Origin of the sequence: Roseburia sp. CLA-AA-H209 (genome assembly GCF_020687575.1) — a bacterium.
GTDB classification, from domain to species: Bacteria; Bacillota; Clostridia; order Lachnospirales; family Lachnospiraceae; genus Roseburia_C; species Roseburia_C amylophila.
The window spans coordinates 53,795-77,052 of sequence record NZ_JAJEQU010000003.1; the positions used below are offsets into that span (position 1 = coordinate 53,795).

General features: G+C 41.7%; 22 protein-coding genes and 1 pseudogene. 18 read left to right on the forward strand and 5 right to left on the reverse strand.

What is annotated here, in order from left to right:
• Positions 1 to 4 precede the first annotated feature (4 nt).
• The 4 genes from hpf to LKD41_RS03990 all read left to right on the forward strand — a co-directional run bounded on the left by hpf (position 5) and on the right by LKD41_RS03990 (position 4,181).
• The gene (gene hpf, locus LKD41_RS03975; RefSeq protein ID WP_117698857.1) at positions 5 to 532 is read left to right on the forward strand and encodes a ribosome hibernation-promoting factor, HPF/YfiA family; all 528 of its coding nucleotides are present in this window, start codon (positions 5 to 7) and stop codon (positions 530 to 532) included.
• A 207-nt stretch (positions 533 to 739) separates the two neighbouring features.
• Entirely contained in the window at positions 740 to 1,627 is an 888-nt protein-coding gene (locus LKD41_RS03980; protein WP_227700464.1) for a helix-turn-helix domain-containing protein, read from the forward strand.
• A 100-nt stretch (positions 1,628 to 1,727) separates the two neighbouring features.
• Positions 1,728 to 2,783: a D-alanine--D-alanine ligase family protein gene (locus LKD41_RS03985; RefSeq protein WP_022244201.1), complete on the forward strand. Its 1,056-nt coding sequence runs from the start codon at positions 1,728 to 1,730 to the stop codon at positions 2,781 to 2,783.
• A 21-nt stretch (positions 2,784 to 2,804) separates the two neighbouring features.
• Positions 2,805 to 4,181: a UDP-N-acetylmuramoyl-tripeptide--D-alanyl-D-alanine ligase gene (locus LKD41_RS03990; protein WP_227700465.1), complete on the forward strand. Its 1,377-nt coding sequence runs from the start codon at positions 2,805 to 2,807 to the stop codon at positions 4,179 to 4,181.
• A 127-nt stretch (positions 4,182 to 4,308) separates the two neighbouring features.
• Here LKD41_RS03990 and LKD41_RS03995 read toward each other — a convergent pair whose 3' ends face one another.
• Positions 4,309 to 5,043 (reverse strand): lysophospholipid acyltransferase family protein, encoded by a 735-nt coding sequence (locus tag LKD41_RS03995; protein WP_227700466.1) that lies wholly within the window; start codon positions 5,041 to 5,043, stop codon positions 4,309 to 4,311.
• Between the two features lie 143 nt (positions 5,044 to 5,186).
• Between LKD41_RS03995 and LKD41_RS04000 the strand changes: the two genes are divergently transcribed.
• From LKD41_RS04000 to LKD41_RS04030, 7 genes are all read left to right on the forward strand, one after another.
• On the forward strand, positions 5,187 to 5,627 hold the full coding sequence (locus LKD41_RS04000; RefSeq protein WP_022244198.1) for a protease complex subunit PrcB family protein: 441 nt from the start codon (positions 5,187 to 5,189) through the stop codon (positions 5,625 to 5,627).
• Between the two features lie 83 nt (positions 5,628 to 5,710).
• Positions 5,711 to 5,953, forward strand: coding sequence for a Veg family protein (locus LKD41_RS04005; RefSeq protein WP_022244197.1), 243 nt, complete (start codon positions 5,711 to 5,713; stop codon positions 5,951 to 5,953).
• Between the two features lie 61 nt (positions 5,954 to 6,014).
• Positions 6,015 to 7,574, forward strand: a complete 1,560-nt coding sequence (locus LKD41_RS04010) for a DUF3794 and LysM peptidoglycan-binding domain-containing protein (RefSeq protein WP_117698852.1) — start codon at positions 6,015 to 6,017, stop codon at positions 7,572 to 7,574.
• 49 nt (positions 7,575 to 7,623) lie between these two features.
• Positions 7,624 to 8,850: a C40 family peptidase gene (locus tag LKD41_RS04015; RefSeq protein WP_022244195.1), complete on the forward strand. Its 1,227-nt coding sequence runs from the start codon at positions 7,624 to 7,626 to the stop codon at positions 8,848 to 8,850.
• A 134-nt stretch (positions 8,851 to 8,984) separates the two neighbouring features.
• Positions 8,985 to 9,422 (forward strand): GatB/YqeY domain-containing protein, encoded by a 438-nt coding sequence (locus tag LKD41_RS04020; protein WP_022244194.1) that lies wholly within the window; start codon positions 8,985 to 8,987, stop codon positions 9,420 to 9,422.
• Positions 9,423 to 9,430: 8 nt separating this feature from the next.
• On the forward strand, positions 9,431 to 10,096 hold the full coding sequence (locus tag LKD41_RS04025) for a hypothetical protein (protein WP_227700467.1): 666 nt from the start codon (positions 9,431 to 9,433) through the stop codon (positions 10,094 to 10,096).
• Positions 10,097 to 10,113: 17 nt separating this feature from the next.
• Positions 10,114 to 10,989, forward strand: coding sequence for a methionyl aminopeptidase (locus tag LKD41_RS04030; protein ID WP_022244192.1), 876 nt, complete (start codon positions 10,114 to 10,116; stop codon positions 10,987 to 10,989).
• Between the two features lie 16 nt (positions 10,990 to 11,005).
• Here LKD41_RS04030 and LKD41_RS04035 read toward each other — a convergent pair whose 3' ends face one another.
• The gene (locus tag LKD41_RS04035) at positions 11,006 to 11,638 is read right to left on the reverse strand and encodes a glycerol-3-phosphate acyltransferase (protein WP_227700468.1); all 633 of its coding nucleotides are present in this window, start codon (positions 11,636 to 11,638) and stop codon (positions 11,006 to 11,008) included.
• Positions 11,639 to 12,209: 571 nt separating this feature from the next.
• Positions 12,210 to 13,325 carry an MGDG synthase family glycosyltransferase gene (locus LKD41_RS04040; RefSeq protein ID WP_227700469.1) on the reverse strand — a complete coding sequence of 372 codons (1,116 nt, stop codon included), beginning with the start codon at positions 13,323 to 13,325 and terminating at the stop codon, positions 12,210 to 12,212.
• Positions 13,326 to 13,523: 198 nt separating this feature from the next.
• Here LKD41_RS04040 and LKD41_RS04045 point away from each other — a divergent pair, with 198 nt between their 5' ends.
• The 5 genes and pseudogenes from LKD41_RS04045 (at position 13,524) to LKD41_RS04065 (ending at position 19,041) form a co-directional block, all read left to right on the forward strand.
• Positions 13,524 to 14,048, forward strand: a complete 525-nt coding sequence (locus tag LKD41_RS04045) for an adenine phosphoribosyltransferase (RefSeq protein ID WP_022244188.1) — start codon at positions 13,524 to 13,526, stop codon at positions 14,046 to 14,048.
• 79 nt (positions 14,049 to 14,127) lie between these two features.
• Positions 14,128 to 15,486 (forward strand): NCS2 family permease, encoded by a 1,359-nt coding sequence (locus LKD41_RS04050; protein WP_022244187.1) that lies wholly within the window; start codon positions 14,128 to 14,130, stop codon positions 15,484 to 15,486.
• 184 nt (positions 15,487 to 15,670) lie between these two features.
• Positions 15,671 to 17,179 (forward strand): annotated as a pseudogene (locus LKD41_RS04055) (alpha-galactosidase); the annotation flags it as partial.
• Between the two features lie 62 nt (positions 17,180 to 17,241).
• Positions 17,242 to 17,649 (forward strand): hypothetical protein, encoded by a 408-nt coding sequence (locus LKD41_RS04060; RefSeq protein WP_118639036.1) that lies wholly within the window; start codon positions 17,242 to 17,244, stop codon positions 17,647 to 17,649.
• 15 nt (positions 17,650 to 17,664) lie between these two features.
• Positions 17,665 to 19,041 carry an MATE family efflux transporter gene (locus tag LKD41_RS04065; protein ID WP_227700470.1) on the forward strand — a complete coding sequence of 459 codons (1,377 nt, stop codon included), beginning with the start codon at positions 17,665 to 17,667 and terminating at the stop codon, positions 19,039 to 19,041.
• Here the strand turns inward: LKD41_RS04065 and LKD41_RS04070 are convergent.
• Positions 19,034 to 19,801: a MerR family transcriptional regulator gene (locus LKD41_RS04070; RefSeq protein ID WP_227700471.1), complete on the reverse strand. Its 768-nt coding sequence runs from the start codon at positions 19,799 to 19,801 to the stop codon at positions 19,034 to 19,036. The genes LKD41_RS04065 and LKD41_RS04070 overlap by 8 nt on opposite strands.
• Before the next feature lie 646 nt (positions 19,802 to 20,447).
• On the opposite strand from LKD41_RS04070, the gene LKD41_RS04075 reads away from it, so the two are divergent.
• Together LKD41_RS04075 and spoIIID are read left to right on the forward strand one after the other, a co-directional pair.
• Positions 20,448 to 22,223: a hypothetical protein gene (locus LKD41_RS04075; protein ID WP_227700472.1), complete on the forward strand. Its 1,776-nt coding sequence runs from the start codon at positions 20,448 to 20,450 to the stop codon at positions 22,221 to 22,223.
• A gap of 82 nt (positions 22,224 to 22,305) precedes the next feature.
• Positions 22,306 to 22,566: a sporulation transcriptional regulator SpoIIID gene (gene spoIIID, locus LKD41_RS04080; protein ID WP_022242357.1), complete on the forward strand. Its 261-nt coding sequence runs from the start codon at positions 22,306 to 22,308 to the stop codon at positions 22,564 to 22,566.
• Here spoIIID and LKD41_RS04085 read toward each other — a convergent pair.
• A complete protein-coding gene (locus LKD41_RS04085) occupies positions 22,548 to 23,123 on the reverse strand; it encodes a putative ABC transporter permease (RefSeq protein WP_227700473.1) in 576 nt (191 codons plus the stop codon). The two genes, spoIIID and LKD41_RS04085, sit on opposite strands and share 19 nt — an antisense overlap.
• Between the last annotated feature and the right edge of the window lie 135 nt (positions 23,124 to 23,258).

Consider the following 23,258-nt stretch of genomic DNA (forward strand, 5'->3'; position numbering starts at 1 on the left):
CATCATGCGTATTACTATTTCAGGAAGAAACATCGAATTGACAGACGGTCTTAAGGCAGCAGTTGAGGACAAAATTGGAAAACTGGAGAAGTACTTTACTCCGGACACAGACGTATTTGTAACTTTGAGTGTAGAAAAGGAGAGACAGAAAATCGAGGTTACGATTCCTGTACCTGGACACATTATCCGTTCAGAGCAGGTAAGCAATGATATGTATGTATCAATTGATCTTGTAGAAGAGATTATTGAGAGACAGCTTAAAAAGTATAAGAATAAGATTATTACAAAACAGCAGAGCAACAGCAATTTCCGTAAGGAATATATTGAAAAAGAAGTGGAAGCAGATGATGAAATTAAAATCATCCGTACCAAGAAATTCGATATGAAACCAATGTATCCGGAAGATGCATGTGTTCAGATGGAATTATTAGGACATGATTTCTTTGTATTCGTAAATGCAGAGGATGACAATGTAAACGTTGTATATAAGAGAAAAGGTAACACCTATGGTCTGATTGAACCGGAATTCTAGATATATAACGAAAAAGACTATCACCGGCAGTTCCTTATGGATAACTGGTAACAGACAGCGGTATCGCAGTTAACGTTTTGACAACAGGCTTGACAAAACGCCAATAGCGGTACCGTTATTTTTATGCTACAGTAGTTATAATATATCGATAAGACATTTCTTTGGAACAGTCAATACGATGGGTTATGAGAAAAGGGAGGTTAGGAATTGGCTTGTTACAATCTTGGGGATTATATATGTGAATCCCGCAAACAGCTTGGCATTACACAGGAAGAACTTGCTTTTGGCATCTGCTCAACTGGAACTTTATCAAAAATTGAAAACGGATTTGTGGTACCAAAGCGGAAAAATTATGAAGCTATTATGCAGCGTCTTGGAAAAACAATGGGTATATGCAATATTCATGCAACGGCGGAAGAAATGGAATTATATGCCTATATGCGACAGCTGGTGCATGCAGTAGCAAATAATGATATGGAAGGCAGCAGGGAACTCTGGCAGAGACAACCGGAACATAAACAAGAGGATAAACTGACCAGACAGTTCTTTTCATACATAAAGGCGGTGCTGGACAGTAAGGAAGGAGTCCATCCGGAACTTGTATATGCAAAGCTGGAAGAAGCGTTACATCTGACACATCCGGCGGGGCTGGCAAAGCTGGTGCAGAAGCGGATGTTTACCTTTGAGGAAATCAACATTATCAACAGTATGGCGGTACAGAAACAGCGGCTTGGTGAAAGAAAGCAGGCACTCCGCATCTGGATGCAGTTATCTGATTATCTGGAAGTAAGAAAAGTAGATGATGAAGAAAAAGAAAAGGTATATCCGATGATACTTTACAATGAAGCTAATCTTTTGTATGAGATGGAAATTTACAGAGAGGCGCTGGAATTATGCAATAAGGGTATCGATTATTGCACAAGGAGCAATAAATATATGGTATTGCCATATCTTTTGCTCTGCAAGTCCGGAATTTTAAAATGGATGGAGCAGCCGGAAGAAGCCATGGATGTACAGCAGTGTGCAGAGCATCTTTTTCAGGTGTTTGAAAATCATAATGCAAAGCCCGGAGAACCAATCTTGATTGCTTTGTGAGATTCTCTTGTCATTCTAAGAAAAAAAGGTATAATATACATATTGAAAAAAGAGATGTAATATACATATTTGAATCTGAAAGAAAGAAGGATATTAGAGAATGAATATCGTAGTTTTGGCAGGCGGCTTGAGCACAGAGCGTGATGTGTCTTTTAAAACAGGAGATATGGTAACAAAGGCATTGCGGAAGAATGGACATCAGGTTATTCTTCTGGATGTGTTTATGGGATATGGAGAAGAAGAACAGGATATTACTGGAATTTTTGAACATTCAGAAGAAGCAAGTGTAAAAGTAACGGATATACCGGAGACGGCTCCGGATCTTGATAAGGTAAGAAAGAGTAGAAAAGACCAGTCTGCCTGCTTCTTTGGACCAAATGTAATCGCAATGTGCCGTATGGCAGATATTGTATTTATGGCATTACATGGAGAAAATGGAGAGAATGGTAAGATTCAGGCAGCCTTTGATTTGTTTGGAATCCGTTATACCGGAAGCGACTATTTAAGCAGTGCGATTGCCATGAATAAAAATATGGCAAAGCAGTTTTTTGAAGCCAATGGAATCCCATGTCCGAAGGGCATTTATATGAAGAAAAAGGACAGAAAAGACAGCCTGGCTGAAATCGGAATTACGCTGCCTTGCGTGGTAAAGCCATGCTGTGGTGGTTCCAGTATCGGTGTTTCCATTGTAAAAGAAGAAAGCAATTTTACAAAAGCGTTGGATGATGCATTCTTCTGGGAAGATGAAATCTTAATTGAAGAATATGTAGAGGGAAGAGAATTTTCAGTAGGTGTCATCAAAGGAAGAGCATTGCCGGTTATCGAGATTGCACCAAAAGAAGGATTTTACGATTATAAAAATAAGTATAAGGCTGGAAGCACAGTGGAAACCTGTCCGGCAGATATTAAAGACAGTGTGGCAAAAGAGATGCAGAAGCATGCAGTAAAAGTTGCGGAAGCGTTAGGCCTGGACACCTATTCCAGAATCGACTTCTTAGTCAATGCAAAAGATGAAGTATACTGCTTAGAGGCAAATACATTGCCTGGTATGACAGCAACCAGCTTACTGCCGCAGGAAGCCAAGGTAGAAGGAGTAAACTTCGAAGAGTTATGCCAGCAGCTGGTTGATATTTCCATGGAGAAATACGGAGCATAAGGAAGGGCAGAGAAGGCAGATATGAAGGAACTGACATTAGCACAGATTGCAGAAGCCTGCGGTGGAACATTAATAGGTGGGAATGAAGCAAAAGAATATACCGTAACCGGAGTAGAGATTGACAGCCGGAGAGTAAAGGCAGGAGATTTATTTGTTGCCATTCCGGGAGAAAAGGTCGATGGTCACAAATTTATTCCGGATGTATTAAAAAAAGGAGCATATGCACTGTCCCAGCAGAGTCTTGATGTAGATGGAGCTTATATTCTGGTGGAAGATACCGTAACTGCCATGAAGCGTCTGGCACGTTTCTATCGGAGTACTCTTGACGTTAAAGTAGTGGGAATTACCGGAAGTGTTGGAAAGACCAGTACCAAAGAAATGATTGCATCTGTACTAGACACAAAATTCCGGGTACATAAGACACAGGGGAATTTTAATAATGGAATTGGTCTGCCACTGACTATTTTTCAGATTGAAAAAGAGCATCAGGTTGCAGTTCTGGAAATGGGAATTTCTGAATTTGGCGAGATGCATGAACTGGCAGATATGGCGCAGCCGGATATTATGGTTATTACCAATATCGGTTTATGTCATCTGGAGAATTTGAAAACCAGAGATGGAATCTTAAAAGCAAAGACAGAAAGCTTTGCCCATTTGAAACCGGATGGTGTTGTGATATTAAATGGAGATGATGACAAACTTTCAACTGTAGAGCAGGTGGCAGGAAGAAAGCCTGTATTTTATGGAATCAAGGGAAGGAATCTCTGCGAGACTTCTGTCTGTGCAGATGCAGTTACAGAGCATGGCTTAGAAGGAATGACAGCAGAATTCCACACTCCACAGGGAGACATGGAAGTATTTATTCCAATTCCGGGAGAACATAATGTATATAATGCACTGGCAGCAACCTGCGTGGCAGAACAGTTAGGCCTTTCCATGGATGAAATTAAATGTGGAATTGCAGCCGCTTCCACCATCAGCGGAAGAACTAATCTGATTCACACAAAGGGCATGACGGTTATTGATGACTGCTACAATGCGAATCCGGTTTCCATGAAGGCATCTTTGGATGTCCTGTCTAAGGCAGGGGGACGAAAGATAGCGGTTCTTGGAGATATGGGTGAATTAGGCGAGGATGAAAAACAGCTTCATTATGAAGTGGGAACCTATGCCGGAACACTGCCGATTGATTTGTTATTCTGTGTTGGAACATTATCCGGGAAACTGGCAGAAGGAGCGAAGAAACAGAATCCGGCTCTGACCGTAAAACATTATGCAACCCGTGAGGAGATGACAGAAGAACTTCTTGCTACCGTAAAAGAAGGAGATACTGTTTTAGTCAAGGCATCCCATTTTATGGAATTCCCGAAAGTGGTGGCAGCATTAACCGAAGCATAAGAAAATGTTTTTTTAAATGGTAAATACAGGAAGTGTTTGATAATAATATAGAAAAATGAAAAAAGAAACTGTAACTTTGAAGTATAGTCATCAAAGCTACAGTTCCTTTTTTATCAATATTTGCGGTTTAAAGATATTTCCGGTTATCTGCCAGCAGCTCATGTACCGTATTCTGTGTATAGGTAGCAAGATGTTTGCGGTCATCAGCAGAAAGCTGATCTAAATAAATCGGAGTACCATACTGCAGGATAACATGGGTAGGTTTTACCTTTGGAAAATGATTTTCCAGAATATCAGCAGAATTGGTGATTGCCATAGGAACAATCGGACATCCGGTTTTCTCAGAGAGCTTTAGGCTTCCGGCTTTGAAAGGAAGCATTTCGTCCTCAGTCTTGTTTCTGGTACCTTCCGGGAAGATACACATGGAAATACCGGCTTTAATCTGGTCGATACCGGTCAGGATGGTTTTTAAGCCCTTCTTCATATCGGTACGGTCTAAGAAGAGGCAGTAGAGCCGCTTCATCCAGATGTTTAAAAGAGGAACTTTTCCCATGGTGTCTTTGGCAATGTAACCGGTGAGTCTCGGACATCTGGAATAAGTGATAATAATGTCAAAATAACTTCTATGATTTCCGATATAAAGAACTGGAACATCTTTTGGAACATTTTCTTCCCCGATTACAGTCAGCTTAACGCCACAGATAAACATAATCACACGGAATGCCCACTGCACCATGCGAAGACTGCTGATATCGGCGGCATGGCGGTTGCATTTACGGATAATCCATTCTACAAAGAGAACTGGAATACCAAGAATCAGGTAAAGAACAGCAAATAAAAGTGCAAGAATTGCTCGTATCATAGAGATAGAATTCCTTTCTGGATATAAATTTCAAAAACAAAATACTGATTTCTTTCCCTATTATAGCGGTAAAGCTTAAGAATTACAACATGATAATCCGGATTTTGGAATAGAATGAAAAGAATAAAAACAGGGAGAAGAAAGTGAAACGGAAAACAATAGAAGCAAGGAAAGCTGTCCGGAGTGTCACCGGTCTGCTTGCGGTAGCATGGATTGGACTGGCAGCAGCAGGCTGCGGTATCGAAGATACCAATGGCAGTAAAATAGAAGACGTGGAATTTACCGTGTTAGAAGAGGAAGCAGTGCCGGAAGAATTGAAGCAGGAAATTGAAGAACGAAAGGAAATGGATTTCAAGCTGACTTATGAAGATAACGGAAAACTCTATATTGCAAGGGGTTATGGAGAGAAGGAAACGGGAGGCTACAGCATTTCCGTAAAAGATGTTTATCTGACTCAGAATGCCCTCTGTTTTGTTACAACGCTGATTGGCCCGGGGGAGAATGAGACGGTGGCAAAGGCACCAAGTTTCCCATATATTGTGGTTGAGATGACAAAATGTGACAAGAACGTGTTGTTTGAGTGAAAAAATGGTACTTTTTTCCCTTTGACAGCATTTTAACACGGTGATATACTAAAGAGCGTGGATAAAAAAGGAGGAACTGGTATATGCAGAGAGCAGATATTAACAGAGTCCGGGCATCCGTGCATCAGCAGTGCGGTAGCAGTGTAATGATTCAACTGGACAGAGGTCGTAATAAAGTAGATGTACAGCGTGGTGTAATACAGAATGCTTATCCGAGTGTATTCACGATTCTTGTAGATGATGAAAGAGAAGGCAATCCGCCACAGTTATTATCTTTCAGTTATACAGATATCATCACAAGAGATATCCGAATGAAATTATGTTAGAAGAATAAAGTCCCTTTTTCCTGAATAAAATGAAATAACATTCAGGAAGGGGATTTTTTTAGTGGAAATAAAGAAACAGAACATACATATGAATTATGAAAAAGCCAGTGCCATGAGTCAGATTACTCTGGATGATGATTACAATCTACCGGATTATCGGCCGGATATTGTAAAAGTACTGAAAGAAAAAGGTGAAATCCGCTTTGATGAGATACAGGTAAAAGAAGGACGTATTTATGTGAAGGGGAATCTTATCTTTCATGTGCTCTACCGCAGCGATATGGAGGAGCATAAATTAGACTGCCTGCGGGGACAGATTCCATTTGAAGAAACCATCAGTATGGATGGAGTGAATGAATTAGATCCGGTGGACGTCACAGCAGAACTGGAAGACATTAATATCGGGATTATTAATTCCAGAAAATTAAGTGTTCGTGCACTGGTGATGCTGAAGGCAGAAATGCGGATGCGCAAGGAGACGGAACTGATTACGGGAGTAGCCATGGAACATCCGTTGGAAATCCTTCAGAACAGGCATAATATTCTGGAATTGGAAACCTGTAAGAAAGATAATTACCGGTTGAAACAGGAAATAGAGCTGCCCCAGAGCAAGCCAGATGTAGAACAGATTTTATGGAAAAGTGTGCAGCTTCGGGGTGTGGAAACGAGGTTACGAGAAGAAAAAATCCAGCTTACCGGAGAAATAAGACTGTTTTTGCTATATTATGCCCAGAAAGAAGAACGCCGGTTAGAATGGTTAGAAGAGACGATACCACTGAACGGAGAACTTGCCTGTGAGGGATGCAGTGAGGAAAAAATCTATCGGATTCAGGTAACACCTGCCAGTGTGGAAGTAGAGGTCAGACCGGATTATGATGGAGAAGACCGGAAAATCAGTCTGGATATGACGTTAGAATTAGATATCTGTATCTGGAAGGAAACAGAGGCAGATGTGGTAGAGGACGTATATTCGCTGAGGGAAGAGATGACACCAGCTTATGAAGAAGTTACCATGAGCAGGCTGCTGGCAAAGAATTATGCAAAATGCCGGTTGACAGACCACATGAATTTAAAGAAGAATCAGGAGAATATCCTTCAGATTTGTTCCTGCGAGGGAATGGCATTTATTGACCATGTGGAGCCACAGGCAGACGGTCTTAAAGTGGAAGGAAGCCTGAATGTGGAAATCCTTTATGTAACCACGGACGATGCCATGCCGATTGGAACCTGCCGGGAGACATTTCCTTTTGAACAGCTGATTGAAGTCCCGGAAATGACAGACGATATGAACTATGAACTGGAAGCGGGAATCGAGCAGTTGTCAGCGATTCTTTTAGACAATACCCAGATTGAGGTAAAGGCAGTACTGAATCTGAATCTGATTGCATTTTCACAGGAGAACATCCAGAAAATGGATGAAATCAGAATTACAGAACGGGATATGGAAGAATTACAGAGACAACCAGGAATTACCGGATATATTGTAAGAGAGGGGGACAGTCTCTGGAAAATTGCCAAGGCAAATCATACGACTATTTCCCAGTTAATGGAAACCAACGACTTAAAGAGTGAAGAAATTCAAAAAGGCGATAAATTGTTAATTGTAAAGATGGTATCATGATGTTATACTAAGATGATAGGAAATACACAAAAGTGGAAGGAGCAGAAATATGCACAGAAAAAAACATATGTGGAAAATGCGGTTGGTTGCAGCAGGACTGGTAGCAATTCTTGGAATTTCATGTTTTCAAAGTGCGTCAGCAAGCGCTCTTTCAAAGGCTAAAAACAAGAAGAGTGAAGCACAGACCGCATTGGATAATGCCAATGCAGATATAGAGAATATACAGAGCCAGCAGCAGGAACTGCAGTCCCAGATTGATGCACTGGATGCAGATCTGGTAAATATTATTATGAACTTAGATATTCTGGAAGGGGAACTTTCGGATAAGCAGACTGAACTGGATAATGTGACAGCACAGCTTGCACAGGCGCAGGAAGATGAACAGAACCAGTACGATGCTATGAAAAAGCGTATCGTATATATGTATGAGAATGGGGATGACAGTTATATTGAGGCACTGGTGGGCGCAACAGATTTCTCCGATTTACTGAATCGTCTGGAATATGCCCAGCAGATTTATGATTATGACAGAAATCTGCTGACGCAGTATCAGGAGACAGTGCAGCAGGTAGCTGACCTTAAGAGTCAGGTGGAGACAGAGAAGGCAGAGTTAGAGGAAGTGCAGCAGTCTTATCAGGAACAGCAGGCTTCTTATGAAAGCATGATTGCAGAGAAACAGTCTCAGATGTCTGATTTTGATACCCAGCTTGCATCAGCCCAGAGTCTTGCAGCCCAGTATAAAGCTACTGTTGATGAGCAGAATGAAATCATAAGACAGGAGCAGGCAGCTGCAGCAGCTGCCGCTGCTCAGAATAATAATAAAGGCAATAATACAACAACTGCTAACAATAATAATGGCAGCAATACCGGAGGTGACAGCACTACTGGTGGCAGTACAGGGGGAGGTGGATTGAATCCTCCTTTTAGTACATCAGTAAGTGGAAGCGATGTAGTATCTTATGCCTGTCAGTTTATTGGAAACCCGTATGTATGGGGCGGCGAGAGTCTCACCAATGGAGCGGATTGTTCCGGATTCATTAAAAGTGTCTATGCAAACTTTGGAATCAGCCTGCCTCACAGTTCGGTAGCATTACAGCGGGCAGGAAGTGAAGTAAGCTATGAGAATGCCCAGCCAGGTGACATTGTCTGTTATGCCGGTCATGTGGCAATTTATATGGGCGGAGGACAGATTGTCCATGCAAGTTCACCGTCTACCGGCATTAAGACAGGCTCAGCAACTTATCGAAGCATTATATCTGTCCGGCGTGTATTGTAAAAAGTTATCAATAAAGAAGAAAAATGATAAAAATTCCCCGCAGTAAGTAAACTACTGCGGGTTTTTAAGAACTTGTAAAATCTTTCAAGTTGCGTATAATGAAAAAGTAGAAAATATTTTAGGAGGAATAAGAAATGCAGATAGAACAGTTACAAAAAGAAATGATAGCAGCAATGAAGGCAAAAGATAAACCAAGAAAAGATGCAATTTCTTCTCTGGTTTCTGCAGTGAAGAAAACAGCAATTGATGAAGGCTGTCGTGATGACATAAAAGAAGAATTAGTAAACCGTGTGATTTTAAAAGAAATGAAGACCGTAAAAGAACAGATTGATTCCTGTCCGGCAGAAAGAACAGATTTACTTGCGGAATATCAGCAGCGTTATGACATTATGAGCGAATATGCACCGGCAATGCTTTCTGAGGAAGAAGTACGTAAGATTCTGACAGAAAAATTTGCAGATGTCATTGCAACCAAAAATAAAGGTCAGATTATGAAAACAGTTATGCCGGAGTTAAAAGGCAAGGCAGATGGAAAATTAATCGGACAGGTTGTAGCAGAGCTTTGCAAATAGGATAGTGTATGAGTGAAAATAAATCACAGAAGAAGCGCATATGGTTCATTACAATACTGATTCTACTGGTACTGTTATTAATCAGTCTCTTTGCTTCCGAACGAAGGGGGAAGATTGTATACAGGGAGTATCTTTCCGAAGATATCCTGACAGTAGATGGAGAAAAACTGCAGCTTGGGGATCTGGCAATGTATATCGCTTATGAGGAACTGAAGGTAGAAGATGAGGCAGCAGCCTATGATTATTATGATACGAATAAGTATTGGAATCTTCATACCAGTGGAAGGTTTGTAAAAGAAGTAGCAAAGACCCATGTCATCGAAATGGCAGTACATGATGAAATCTTTTACCGGCAGGCAATGGCAGAGAAACTGACGCTGGATGAAAAAGAAGAAGAACAGCTTCGTAGCCGTCAGGAGGATTTCTGGACGGATATGACAGAGGAACAGCAGGAAAGACTGGGCGTTGATAAAGCAGAGATGGATCGTCAGTTAGAGAAAGCTGCATTGGCACAGAAATATCAGAATCAGATAGCAGCAGAGAATAACAGTGATTTTGACGGTTACAGTGCCGGGGCAGAGCCATATGAGCAGATTTTAAAAGAACATAAGTATAAACTGAATGAGAAACTCTGGGACAGAGTGGATTTTGGGAATATCATATTGAATCATTAGAATGGAAGGAAATAGAAATGTCTGTAAAAATAGGTAGAAATGATCCCTGCTGGTGTGGCAGTGGAAGAAAGTATAAGACATGCCATCAGTCATTTGATGAAAAGATTGAAAAGTATCGTGAGGCAGGCTGTATTGTACCAACCCATGATTTGATTAAGACACCGAAGGATATCGAAGGTATCAGGGAAAGTGCCAAAATTAATGTGGCAGTACTGGATTATGTGGCTGAGCATATCAAAGCCGGCATGAGTACAGAAGAAATTGACCGTATGGTATATGAGAAAACAACAGCCATGGGTGGAATCCCGGCACCGCTTAATTATCAAGGATTTCCGAAGAGCGTCTGTACGTCAATTAATGAAGAAGTATGCCATGGTATTCCATCGGAGGATATTATTTTAAAGGATGGCGATATCATTAATGTGGATGTTTCCACAATATTAGATGGATATTTTTCTGATTCCTCCAGAATGTTTCTGATTGGAGATGTCAGTGAAGAAAAGAAGCGTCTTGTCCAGGTAACGAAAGAATGTGTGGAAGAAGGCTTAAAAGCGGTAAAACCATGGGGCTTTTTAGGAGATATGGGGCAGGCAGTACATGACCATGCTTATGAAAATGGCTATACTATCGTAAGAGAAATCGGTGGACATGGTGTTGGAAAAGAATTCCACGAAGAGCCATGGGTTGGCTATCACAGCAAGAGAGGAACCGAGATGCTCTTAGTTCCGGGCATGATGTTTACGATTGAGCCAATGGTAAATATGGGAAAAGAAGCTATCTACATAGATGATGAAAATAACTGGACCGTGTATACAGAAGACGGACTTCCAAGTGCCCAGTGGGAGATTCAGGTTCTGGTAACCGAAGAGGGAACCGAAGTTATTTCCTGGTAGGTATCTCTTAAAAAAGCTATTTTTGAAAGAAAAACCGGATGGAAAGTTTCTCATTCTGGTAAGCGCAAAGATGCTTATAGATAACAAGCAGTGCAATTCCAAGGCAGGCAAAGTCAATGGAGAGAACCGGCACAAAGAGAAAGACCAGAAGGCAGAATACGCCAAAGGTAATAATGGACCGGAAAAGATGTGGCCGGATAATTAAGACCACAGAAAAAAGAATATAAGCAGCAGCAAGGAAAAGAACCGGAAGAACAACCGGAAAGATTCCAAGCAGTACACCAAAGGAGACGGCAATGGCTTTGCCGCCTTTTTTGTTACTGTTTTTCGGATGAAACTGCAATGGGAACGCATGTCCGAGAACCGGTGCTATCAGAATCGGAATCATGTATGGAGTGTCAATATCCAATGTCCGTAGGGCGAGTACAACCGGGAAAAAGCCCTTGAAAAGTTCCAAAAGGAGCGCAAGAATACCAGCCTGGAATCCGCCGTACACAAAGGCATTGGCAGTGCCGGGATTTCCATCCGGACTTAATGTACAGATATCTTTCTGGAATAATATCTTCGGAATCCAGTAGGCATAGAGTATGCTGCCGCTGAGATAGCCGGCGATGGAAAAAAAGATGCAGGTGATAATTGACTGGTTCATATAAAGGCTCCTTTTCTTTTCGATAAACAGGTGATTGCGGAAGGGGATAGCGTTTGTATAAAGGAATTTTGCAGTATTCCATATGCATTGATTTTCCGATGATGAAATACCACCGTTCTAAGTAGTTCATTTTTCTTTTTCTGATAAAAACAGTCTTTTCCATGTTTAACAGAATCCTGGTACTGTTCGTCAAAGTACGGATGCCTGGTAAGGACTGTTAGGGGCACTTGGAATTTCGTCTGGCAACAGGCAACGCTGGTACAGGGATGTACCAGCGAGGCACAGTTGAACATGGATGTGAATTTGTGCCGGTTGCCAGATGAAAATAGCATGATGTCGAAATTCCTAGTGCCCCTTGCAGGCTTTATGTGGCATCCGCTTTTGACGGACAGTGCCGAGATTCTGTCAAAGCAAGCGAAAAGACAGTTTATAATCAAGAAAAATGAACCACTAAGAATGGTTGGCATTTCACATCCAGGAAAATCAGATGTACATAGAATGCCACAAAATTTCCTATTAAAATCTTTTCGCCTGCTTCCGCAATCACTTGTTTGAATAAAAGCAATTGTCGTTATTTTTCAGACAGTGATTCTAACAGGTCTACAATGCGTTCTGCTGCATCGGATTTCTGCTCCCGGAGCTGTGCGGTATGCATTTCCTCCTGTAAATCATGGCTTCGCATCAGCAGCTTTCCAAGGCGAATCTGTTCTATCATGTATTTAGAGGCATAGGAAATGCCACGGTCTACGAAAAATGCACTGTTTGCGGTTTCACAGCCTGGAATCGGTGCGGTATGGATAGTTGGGATTCCCTTTACCAAAGTTTCGGTAGAGGTAAGTCCGCCCGGTTTGGTAAAGATGACATCACAGGCATCCATATAAAGGGAGACATGTCTGGTGTAGCCTAAGACATGAACCCGCGGGCAATGTCTGAATTCTTTGGTGAGAACTGACTGTAATTTTTTATTGTTTCCGCAGATAATTACAATGTGTTCGTCATTTTTACACTGCTTATAAAGTGCCATGGCAAAGACTGCCAGTTTTCCAAATCCCATACTTCCACTCATAATGAGAAAGGTAGGAGCATCAGCATCTAGGTGGCATTTGCGGCGGGCAATGTCCTTTGGTGTATGCTTGGCAAAGGCGTGGCGTACCGGAATACCGTAAGGCAGTAATTTTTCCTTTGGAACACCACGTTTTATATATTCGTCTACTAAATCCTCATGGGGAATAACATAGTAGTCGCAGTTGGTTTCCTCCCAGAAAGGGATGCAGGTATAATCGGTTCCGATAGCGACTGCTTTTACCGGCAGCATGTTGTGTTTCTTCATATAAGTAATGGTCTCTGCCGGGTAAAGGTGCGGCATCACCACAATGTCATAATTTCCTTCTTCGATGAGGGATGCAAGCGGTTTCGCCAGCTTTGCATTTGCCCAGTAAACCGGAGATTTGAAATGGCGGTTACTGATAAGCATTCCCAGTTTATAAATGAAACCGAAAAACCACGGCAGATGCTTTACAATCCCAATATAAAGTCCGCTGATAAGGCGTGAAGTATGTCTTTTGCCAAGCTGCATGGCATCAACGAAATTTACTTCGTGTCCCCTTGCTAAAGCTGCTTCTTCCACGGCATGACCGGCGGCGTTATGTCCTTCTCCTGTGTTGCAGGATAAAATCAGAATTTTCACAAAAAATCCCCTTTCCGAACTTTTCTTTCGTATAGAACATCTTAATATATTTGCAACAAAATAGCAACTTTTCATAAAATTTTATAACCAAAAACGAAACATTTTATAAAAAATTGCTTGTATTTCTGGCAGTATAAATTTATAATAAAAAAGTGTTTTTTAAAACAGAGGGCAGTAAATAGAAAGAAGGGTATTAAGATGAAAAAAATAGAAGAATATGTAAGAAGTATACCGGATTTTCCAGAGCCGGGAATTATTTTCAGAGATATTACTTCCGTATTGCAGGATGCAGACGGACTTCAGCTTGCAATAGATTCCATGATCAAGCTTTTAGATGGTGTGGACTTTGATGTAGTTGCCGGTACAGAATCCAGAGGATTCATTTTCGGAGTACCAATTGCTTATGAAATGCATAAACCGTTTGTACCGGTTCGTAAAAAAGGAAAATTACCATGTGAGACCATTTCACAGTCTTATGATTTAGAGTATGGACAGGCTACCATTGAGATGCACAAGGATTCCATCAAACCGGGGCAGAAGGTTGTTTTAGTAGATGACTTAATCGCAACCGGCGGAACCATTGAAGCTGCTATCAAATTAGTAGAGCAGCTTGGCGGAGAAGTAGTTAAGGTCATTTTCTTAATGGAACTGGCTGGATTAAAGGGAAGAGAGCGTTTGAAGGGTTATGATGTTGCTTCTGTAATTACATATGAAGGAAAATAATTTACAGAAGAGAAGTTTAACATGACTTATTGCCAGAGAGGCTGGCTTTAGGTATAAAAAACAATTTGGAGGAAGAAAAATGTTAGAGAAAATGTTCAAATTCAAAGAGAACAACACTAACGTCAAGACAGAAGTAATTGCAGGTCTTACCACATTTATGACAATGGCTTACATCCTGGCAGTTAACCCGAACCTGTTATCTGCTGCTGGTATGGATCCTACTGCAGTTTTGATTGCAACCTGTCTTGCATCCTTTATCGGAACACTTGCAATGGCTTTGATGGCTAATTATCCATTTGCATTAGCTCCTGGTATGGGATTGAATGCATATTTCGCATTTACAGTATGTGGAAATATGGGTTATGACTGGAGAGTCGCATTAATGGCAGTGTTCATTGAAGGTATCATCTTTATCGTACTTTCACTGACCAACGTACGTGAGGCAATTTTCAATGCCATTCCTGCTACACTGAAAAAAGGTGTAAGTGCCGGTATTGGTTTGTTTATCGCTTTCATCGGTTTACAGGGTGCTCACATTGTTGTTGACAACAGCTCTACTTTATTATCTTATGTTAAATTTACAGAGAACTGGCATACAGAAGGAATCTGTGCTTTGCTTGCACTGATTGGTTTACTTCTTACCATTATCTTATATGTAAAAAATGTAAAAGGTTCCATCCTTATCGGAATCCTTGCTACATGGATTCTTGGTATGATCTGCCAGGCAGCAGGTATCTATCAGATTGATGCAGAAGCTGGATTCTATTCTTTATATCCTACATTTGCAATGACAGACTTCACCAAAATCGGAGAAACCTTTGGACAGTGTTTCAAAGCTGACTTTACCGGTGTAGGTATTGTTAACTTTATCGTAGTATTATTATCCTTCTTATTTGTAGATATGTTTGATACTATCGGAACATTAATCGGTGTTTCTGATAAAGCTGGTATGTTAGACAAAGAAGGAAAGCTTCCAAGAGTTAAAAATGCGTTATTAGCTGACGCTATCGCAACATCCGCTGGTGCTGTTCTTGGTACTTCTACAACCACAACTTTCGTAGAGAGTTCTGCTGGTGTAGGTGCAGGTGCCAGAACCGGTTTTGCATCTGTTGTAACCGGATTCATGTTCCTGATTGCAATCTTATTTGCACCAATCTTTACAGCAATCCCAGGATTTGCTACCGCTCCTGCATTAATCTTCGTTGGATTCCTTATGGTATCTGCAATCGTTAAGATTGACTTCAACGATGTTACAGAAGCAGCTCCTGCATACCTTTGCTTAATTGCTATGCCTCTTATGTACAGCATTGCAGAAGGTATCGCAATCGGTGTTATCTCTTACGTTATCATCAACTTAATCTGTGGTAAAGCTAAGAAAATTACTCCGCTGATGTATATTCTTGCAGTATTATTCATTTGTAAGTATATCTTCCTGTAAGAGGAAATTAAATTAAATAAAACAATTTGAAGCAGACATTTATTACCATTTAAGGTGGTGATTTATGTCTGCTTTTTTTGTGCAAAAAACTTCCGAAGAACATTTGGCATCATTGAAATCCCCTTCTCGTCAAAATCCACAAATTCAGGAAACCAATTTTGGTAATTCAGTTTCTTGTAACGGATATGCAGAAAACGGATTTAACCAGATGAGCCAGAGGCTGCATCATTTTATCCGGGAGCATATTGTCCGTGGAACCTGGCAGAAGAAGGAGCGGCCGATACTGCTTAACAGTTGGGAGGCTTCCTATTTTGACATCAGTGAGAAGAAGTTACTGAAGCTGGCAAAGGAAGCAAAAGAAGTTGGCATAGAATTATTTGTAATGGATGACGGCTGGTTTGGCGAACGGATGGATGACAGCAGTTCCTTAGGAGACTGGGAAGCAAATGCGAAGAAGCTGCCGGGTGGGCTTAAAGGTTTATCCGATAAGATTCGCGGACTGGGACTGCAATTCGGTATCTGGGTGGAGCCGGAAATGGTCAATGTGAAAAGCAAACTTTATGTGGCACATCCGGACTGGACCATTGAGATTCCGGGACAGCCTCATTCGGAAGGAAGAAACCAGCGGATTTTAGATTTGGGAAGAAGAAAAGTACAGGATTATATTATTGAGAGCATGAGTAAAGTCTTTTCTTCAGCAGACATTTCCTATGTGAAATGGGACATGAACCGGACCTTCAGTGATTATTATTCCACAGCACTTCCACCGGAACGGCAGGGAGAAGTGGCACACCGCTATGTGCTGGGATTATACCGCTGCATGAAGGAGCTGACGGAACGGTTTCCGGAGATTTTATTTGAAGGCTGTGCAGCAGGCGGCAACCGCTTTGACCTTGGAATCTTATGCTATTTTCCGCAGATCTGGGGCAGTGATGATACGGATGCATTGTGCCGGGCGGAGATAGAAGAAAATTATAGTTACGGCTATCCGCTGTCAGCAGTCAGTGCTCATGTGTCTGCCTGCCCGAATCACCAGACGCTGCGGAATACGCCATTAGAGACAAGATTTCAGGTGGCATGCTTTGGAAGCTTCGGCTATGAATGCAACCTCTGCGATATGAAAAAAGAAGAAAAGGAAGCCATGAAGGAGCAGATTGCATTATATAAGAAATGGCGGAAGGTGTTGCAGCAGGGAACCTTTTACCGGGGCAGAAGCTTTTACGATGGAACACAGAGTGGAATGGGCGGCAGCGTTTTAGCGGATGAAGCCGGTAATCAGATGGAATGGACCTGCGTATCGGAAGATGGCACGAAGGCAGTGGGTATGCTGATGCAGAAATTGGTGGTGCCGAATATGCAGCAGCAGACCTATTATCCGAAGGGATTGCTGCCGGATGTCCGTTACCATTTCTACAACCGGAAATTAAAATATAATATCAAAGAATTCGGTGATCTGGTAAATACGGTTTCGCCGGTTCATATCAAACAGGATTCCCTGACCCATCAGGTGCTTTCGAAATTGGTAAAAATGGATGGCGAGACGGAAGACTTCCATGCATATGGAGATACCTTAATGTATGGCGGCGTTCATGTCAGTCCGGCATTTGGCGGAACCGGATACAATGATAAGGTAAGGCACTACCCGGATTTTGCATCCCGTTTATATTTTATGGATGGAGAAGTAAAAAAGTAGGGAGACAGAAGTCCATGTTTGTGCTAAGATGAATATATCTATAAACACAAACAGGAGCGGATATGAAGAATAAATCAAAGTTAAAGAAAATAAGAGAAAAGAAAGCAGGCACAGCCACCGTTACCAAAGAGTGGCTTTATATGAATCCAAATTCCATCACAGTAGCAGAGATTGAAAATGCATTAGAGGGAATGGATGGCATCGAAACAGAAATCTGGAAAGAAGCCGGAGTGTTGGAAGTGGAGGTTCCGGAGCATCATTCCATGGATATCGAGGAGATTGCAGTCAATTTAAAGGATGAATATGCCAATGCTTATTTAAAAGAGCATGATATTCATGCTCTTTTTGCTGTCACAATTGACACAGAAAACTATGCATTTATGCAAAAAATCATGCAGAAAATCATCGCCGGTGCAGGAGGCTTTTTCTGCGGTGATACAGAGGATTTTACACCGGTAGTAAAAGAGTAAGAAGTGAAATAAAAAATGCGAAAGATAAGATTATATGATGCAACAAAATTAGACCGGAAGCATATGATGTTTTCCAATAAGCAACTCCTTACGCTGCTTCTGCCGATTATGGTAGAGCAGCTTTTGAATTCCTTTATGGGAATGGCGGATACCATGATGGTAAGCAATGTGGGAAGTGCGGCAATCTCTGCGGTATCACTGGTGGATTCCATCAATGTACTGGTCATACAGGTATTTACGGCATTAGGAGCAGGAGCAGCAATTATCTGTTCCCAGTATCTTGGAAGGGGAGACAGGGAGTCCAGCAATGAGGCTGCAAGACAGGTAACTTTAAGCGTCCTGACGATTTCTACGGTATTGTCTATATTTTGTATTATATTTCGTGGACCACTGCTGCATCTGATTTTTGGCCAGGTAGAAGAGGCTGTTATGGATAATTCCATGATTTACTTCCTGCTGACTGCAATTTCCTTTCCGTTCATTGCACTTTTTGATGCCGGTGGAGCTTTTTACCGGGCAGCAGGAAACAGTCGTTTTCCAATGATGATTTCTGTCCTTTCCAATGGACTCAATATTGCAGGAAATGCAGTGCTTATCTTTGGATTTCAGATGGGGGTGGAAGGAGCAGCCCTTTCTACATTATTTTCCAGAATCTTTTGTGCAGTAGTCATTTTCTGGAATCTGCGGAAACCGGATCAGGTGATTGTGGTAAATCATTATCTTAAGATCCGTCCCAATTTCCCATTGATTGGAAAAATTCTTTCTATCGGAATTCCATCCGGAATTGAAAACGGAATGTTCCAGTTTGGTAAACTGGCAATCCAGTCCAGCGTATCAACCCTTGGAACGGCAGCTATTGCCGCACAGGCAATGACCATTATACTGGAAAATTTAAATGGAATCGGAGCCATTGGAATCGGAATCGGCCTGATGACAGTAGTAGGACAATGTATTGGAGCCGGAAAAGTGGAAGAGGCGCGTTATTATATGGTGAAACTCTGCGGCTATGCAGAAATTGTTATTCTGATTTCCTGTGCAGTGGTATTTTTATTGACAAAGCCGGTTACATTTTTAGCTGGAATGGAAGCAGAAAGTGCCTCCCTCTGCATGGAAATGATAATAGCAATTACGATTGTAAAACCGATTGTATGGGTACTGGCATTTATCCCGGCTTATGGCATGCGTGCCGCTGGAGATGTGAAATTCTCCATGATTTTATCCAGCCTTACCATGTGGTTCTGCCGTGTGGCACTGTGTGTATATCTGATCCGCAGCTGTGGTTTCGGACCAATGGCGGTGTGGATTGGCATGTTTGCCGATTGGACGCTTCGTGCTATCGCATTCAGCGTCCGGTATCTAAGCGGCAGGTGGAGCCGGATACATGTCATTTAGAACATGCTAGCGGAAGCAGTACCTGGGTAATAAATTTGCTTTTGTCTTTATGCTGTGGCGGTCCCTCTAAATAGCAGTGACGGAAGATACCAACCGGTGTAAGTTTTTGCTCTCTGGCATAGGAAAGCAGGGTATCATGAACCGATGGCAATTCTTCATACGCTCCATGATGATAGAGGCAGACTGCTTTCTGGGCAGGGAGATTTAAAATGTGCTCACCCTTGCTTCCTGCCGGGACAACAGCAAAAAAGGACATATCCTTTGCATCCGTAATGGGAGCTTCCGTAAAATAAATCTGCCCGGTATGTGCCGGACCATAGTTCTGCAGTGCTTCCAAGGCAACCTCTCTTAAAAGATTCGTCTTTTCTGCGATGCTGTCACTTTCCGTTTTGCGGCAGTACACCGTCTGTGGTGGAATTGTAATGATTTCCATTGATTCAAATCCCTGATTGATTCTTTCGTATAAGGCTTTGATATTGGCATTTAATTCATCCCGCAAAGCTTCCAGCCTTCGAACCATGGATAAAAGGTCGTTGGAGTTGTCGAAGTAGCCATGGATTTCTTCCAGTGACAGCCCAAGATTCTGCAGCGAGCGGATGGTTCGAATCTTCGTCAGTGTATCAATGGTATAGTAACGATTGCCGGATGGGTCTTCTTTTTTATCCGGAAAAACCAGTCCATGAGCTTCATAATTTAAAATAATTCTTCTTGTGATGCCCACAAAGTCTGCGGCATCTCCAATTGAAAACAGTTCTTTCAAAATGTTCCCCCTTTTTATTTATTCGGTGATTGTGAAAAGAATGGATTTAGAAATTTTTGGAGAAATAAAGTCGGCTGCACCACTTCAAAACACCGTAGTTCTAAAATGTATGTTTTGCTTTTCTCTATGAAAGCCAGTCTTTCCAATGTTTGACAGTCTGCACCGGTTGTCCGCCTGCATACAGATACATAAACAAGCCTGTTAGGAGGTCTAGGCATTCTGTTATGCAACCGGCAATGCAGGCACAGGGATGTGCCTGCAAGGCGCAGTTGAATATGGATATGAATTTGCGCCGGTTGCCGGAATCATAAACTTATTTGCCAGAATGCCTAGACCTCCTTACGGGTTTGTGAAAGTATCTGTAGCAGACGGACAACCGGGCAGCCGGTCAAAGCAACGGAAAGACAGCTTACAAACAAGCAAAACATACATTTAAGAACTGCTGGTGTTTTGAGGCAAACCAGCCGGTCTTTATTTCACACAAAATTTTCATATCATATATTTTTTCACAATTACCGGCAAAATTTGTAAAATGATTGCATCGTACATTGATGTGCGGTGTAAAATAACAGTGTCATTGTAACACAGCATTGAGAGTGTGAAAAGTGAAAAAAGAAAAAAGTAATTTAAGAAGGGAAGGATGTACATGAAACAAAAGAAGAAAAGTTTATTTTCCTTGTTACTTGCGTTGATGATGATGGCAGGTCTTATGCAGGGGATGACAGTTGAGACAAAGGCAGCTACAAATTCGGTTCAGGCAGGACCATTTACGTTGTCAAGGGATTCGGGGACGCTTGTAGAAGGAGTCGATTATACCTATGTAAAATATGGATCTGGAAATAGAAATTCGCTTACCATTTTGACGGATGACATTACGATTGCAATGGATGAAAACGCAGAACCTACATCAGATATTATTGAGCTGGGAGAATTTAATAACCCCCCACTTGACAGTTTTTCTAAGGTAACATTTTCAAATTTAAAAATGAAATCTTATTATAATAATATATACAGTAATGTAGACCATATTCATATTACATTGGTTGGAAGCAATGAACTGGTCAGCATAAAAAGAGACTCTGAAACTTATGGTAGTTTTGCAATTTTTGGACATGGAAGTGTAAGCATTGAGAATAGTCCAAACGGTTCTCTTTATGCAACTGCAGATGGACTCGGCTGGGGTGCCATTTCTGTATCAGAAGGATATGGAAAAAGTGATGCATGCATTACAGTTGGAGATGCCATGTCAATGAAAAGTTCTACAGCTATGATGGCAGATATTTCGGAATTGACAGATACGCCACAAGTTTGGAGAGATTATATTGGAGTAGGTCAAAATTATATGGATATTAAATCTGCCAAAACACTCCTGATTGGTATGTGGAAGCACAGTCACACATGGAGTTATGCCGTAGATGAAAACAAAGATGGAAGCCGTATTCTTGCCACCTGTAGTGGATTGGGAGATTGCAATGAGAAAGATGCATCTTTATGGTTATCCTTATCAGCTGAGAATACAGACTATGATGGAACAGCAAAAGCTGCCAATATAACAACATCCGAAGACTGGAAGAGACTTAATCTTCCGGTTCCGGAAATCGTATATTATCTGAGTGGAACAGACACAAAGACCAACAGTGACAACAGCGGAGCAGAAGCCGTTGGAGGTGCACCAAAGTTACCGGGCAGTTATAAGGCACAGATTACAGTTGGAACAGATACGAAAGCAACAAAAGAATTTACAATTACATGCAAGCATGGTGAATGGGTGGAAACAGTATCAGATTCCTATCTGAAAACAGCAGCAACCTGTACGGCACCGGCAGTTTACTACAAATCCTGTAAGCTGTGTGGGGCAAAGGGAACAGAGACATTTACCAGCGGAAATCCATTAGGACATGACTTTAGCAACAATGCAGAAGCCTGCAGACGGGAAGGCTGTAATGAGAAGAACCCGGATTATAAACCGGCAACACCGGTCATTATTGAAGGTGCCGGTGGAGAATGGACAAAGAAAAGTGGTGCAACGCTTCGTTTCCGCAGTGACGCCGGTATCAGCAGCTTCCTTCGTGTAGAAGTGGATGGCACCGTAGTAGATGCGAAAAACTATACGGTAACAGAAGGCTCTACCATTGTCACCTTTACTGCAGAATACTTAGAAAGCCTTGCTACCGGAAAGCATACGGTTGCGATTGTGTCTTCTATCAGTGGGGAAGAAAAGAAAGCAACCGCCGAATTTACCGTTGCGAAGAAAGCTGATACAACAAGTGGAAATAGCACTCCAAATACTGAGCAGACCACAGCACAGAAAACAAAAGCATTGAAAACGGGCGATGAATCACCGGTTGGATATCTGCTTGTACTCTTGGCATTATGCGGAGCGGTAGTAGTGTTCACAGGGAAAAAGGGTTATTTAAAATAGAATATAGATGAGATAAAAAAGCCATACATAAAAGCAAATCCTCTGCATACAATGTAAAAACAAGTATTGCAGGGGATTTTCTTTGAAAAGCTATATAGAAGAAAGAGCCGTAGAAATAGCCAAATACATTATAGATAACAATGCGACAGTGCGTCAGACCGCAAAGCAGTTTGGAATCAGTAAGAGCACGGTACATAAGGACGTAACAGAACGTTTATCCCAGGTGAATCCGACCCTGGCGCGGGAAGCAAGGAAAGTGCTGGATGTCAATAAGTCGGAGCGTCATATCCGTGGGGGACTGGCAACGAGAGAAAAATATCTTCATCAGCATGTGACTGGTTGATATGTTTGAAACAAAGAAAACGTAATATTGTGCCCGGCGTTGGGAAAAATCAGTGCGGCGGCGCAATCAAAAAGAAATGTCAGTATCAGCAGCGTAAGAAAAATGCGTTGTAGGGGTACTGGCATTTTTTTCCATAAATGGGAGGCAATCCGCGCAAACACACAGACCCAGAGCACACCGGCAATGCCAAATCCCAATGCAGAATAAAGACAGATATAACCGCCAAGTTGCAGTGGATAATCGTGATAATCCCAGTAACGCAGGTGGAAAACTTGGGCGAGGAACCATCCGATAAAAAGTTCTACGAAAGAGCCGAGAAGCACTGCAAGAAAAAAGACTTTGACCGGATGCTTCTGAAAGCGTCTTAAAATAAGCAGCATCAGGACAGCCCCTACACCATAGACCGGAAGCCATGGACCATAGAGAAAGCCACGGTTACAGAAAACCCCATCCTGTACATAAAAAAGCAGCACTTCCCACAGGTATCCAAGGAATGCTCCCAGAAAGAAAAAGAAAATATATTGTGTGATGGATTTAATCAGATAATCTTTACGCATACAGGGAGTATTTCCATATAATAAAGAATTATGTGCTGCCCCAAATAACAACTCAGAATATCTTGCGAAAACAAAATAGGGCTTGTCTTTCCAGGGTGGCTCAACTATAATAAAATTTAGACGCTGGGCGAGTCT

Excerpts from the sequence above, each read along its gene's own strand:
- LKD41_RS03995 (WP_227700466.1), bottom strand. The coding sequence starts at position 5,043 with ATGATACGAGCAATTCTTGCACTTTTATTTGCTGTTCTTTACCTGATT.
- LKD41_RS04015 (WP_022244195.1), top strand. The coding sequence starts at position 7,624 with ATGCACAGAAAAAAACATATGTGGAAAATGCGGTTGGTTGCAGCAGGA.
- LKD41_RS04075 (WP_227700472.1), top strand. The coding sequence starts at position 20,448 with ATGAAACAAAAGAAGAAAAGTTTATTTTCCTTGTTACTTGCGTTGATG.
- LKD41_RS04085 (WP_227700473.1), bottom strand. The coding sequence starts at position 23,123 with ATGCGTAAAGATTATCTGATTAAATCCATCACACAATATATTTTCTTT.
- LKD41_RS04045 (WP_022244188.1), top strand. The coding sequence starts at position 13,524 with ATGAAAAAAATAGAAGAATATGTAAGAAGTATACCGGATTTTCCAGAG.
- LKD41_RS03985 (WP_022244201.1), top strand. The coding sequence starts at position 1,728 with ATGAATATCGTAGTTTTGGCAGGCGGCTTGAGCACAGAGCGTGATGTG.
- LKD41_RS04060 (WP_118639036.1), top strand. The coding sequence starts at position 17,242 with ATGAAGAATAAATCAAAGTTAAAGAAAATAAGAGAAAAGAAAGCAGGC.
- LKD41_RS04065 (WP_227700470.1), top strand. The coding sequence starts at position 17,665 with ATGCGAAAGATAAGATTATATGATGCAACAAAATTAGACCGGAAGCAT.
- LKD41_RS04030 (WP_022244192.1), top strand. The coding sequence starts at position 10,114 with ATGTCTGTAAAAATAGGTAGAAATGATCCCTGCTGGTGTGGCAGTGGA.
- hpf (WP_117698857.1), top strand. The coding sequence starts at position 5 with ATGCGTATTACTATTTCAGGAAGAAACATCGAATTGACAGACGGTCTT.
- LKD41_RS03990 (WP_227700465.1), top strand. The coding sequence starts at position 2,805 with ATGAAGGAACTGACATTAGCACAGATTGCAGAAGCCTGCGGTGGAACA.
- LKD41_RS04005 (WP_022244197.1), top strand. The coding sequence starts at position 5,711 with ATGCAGAGAGCAGATATTAACAGAGTCCGGGCATCCGTGCATCAGCAG.
- LKD41_RS04020 (WP_022244194.1), top strand. The coding sequence starts at position 8,985 with ATGCAGATAGAACAGTTACAAAAAGAAATGATAGCAGCAATGAAGGCA.
- LKD41_RS04050 (WP_022244187.1), top strand. The coding sequence starts at position 14,128 with ATGTTAGAGAAAATGTTCAAATTCAAAGAGAACAACACTAACGTCAAG.
- LKD41_RS04035 (WP_227700468.1), bottom strand. The coding sequence starts at position 11,638 with ATGAACCAGTCAATTATCACCTGCATCTTTTTTTCCATCGCCGGCTAT.
- LKD41_RS04025 (WP_227700467.1), top strand. The coding sequence starts at position 9,431 with ATGAGTGAAAATAAATCACAGAAGAAGCGCATATGGTTCATTACAATA.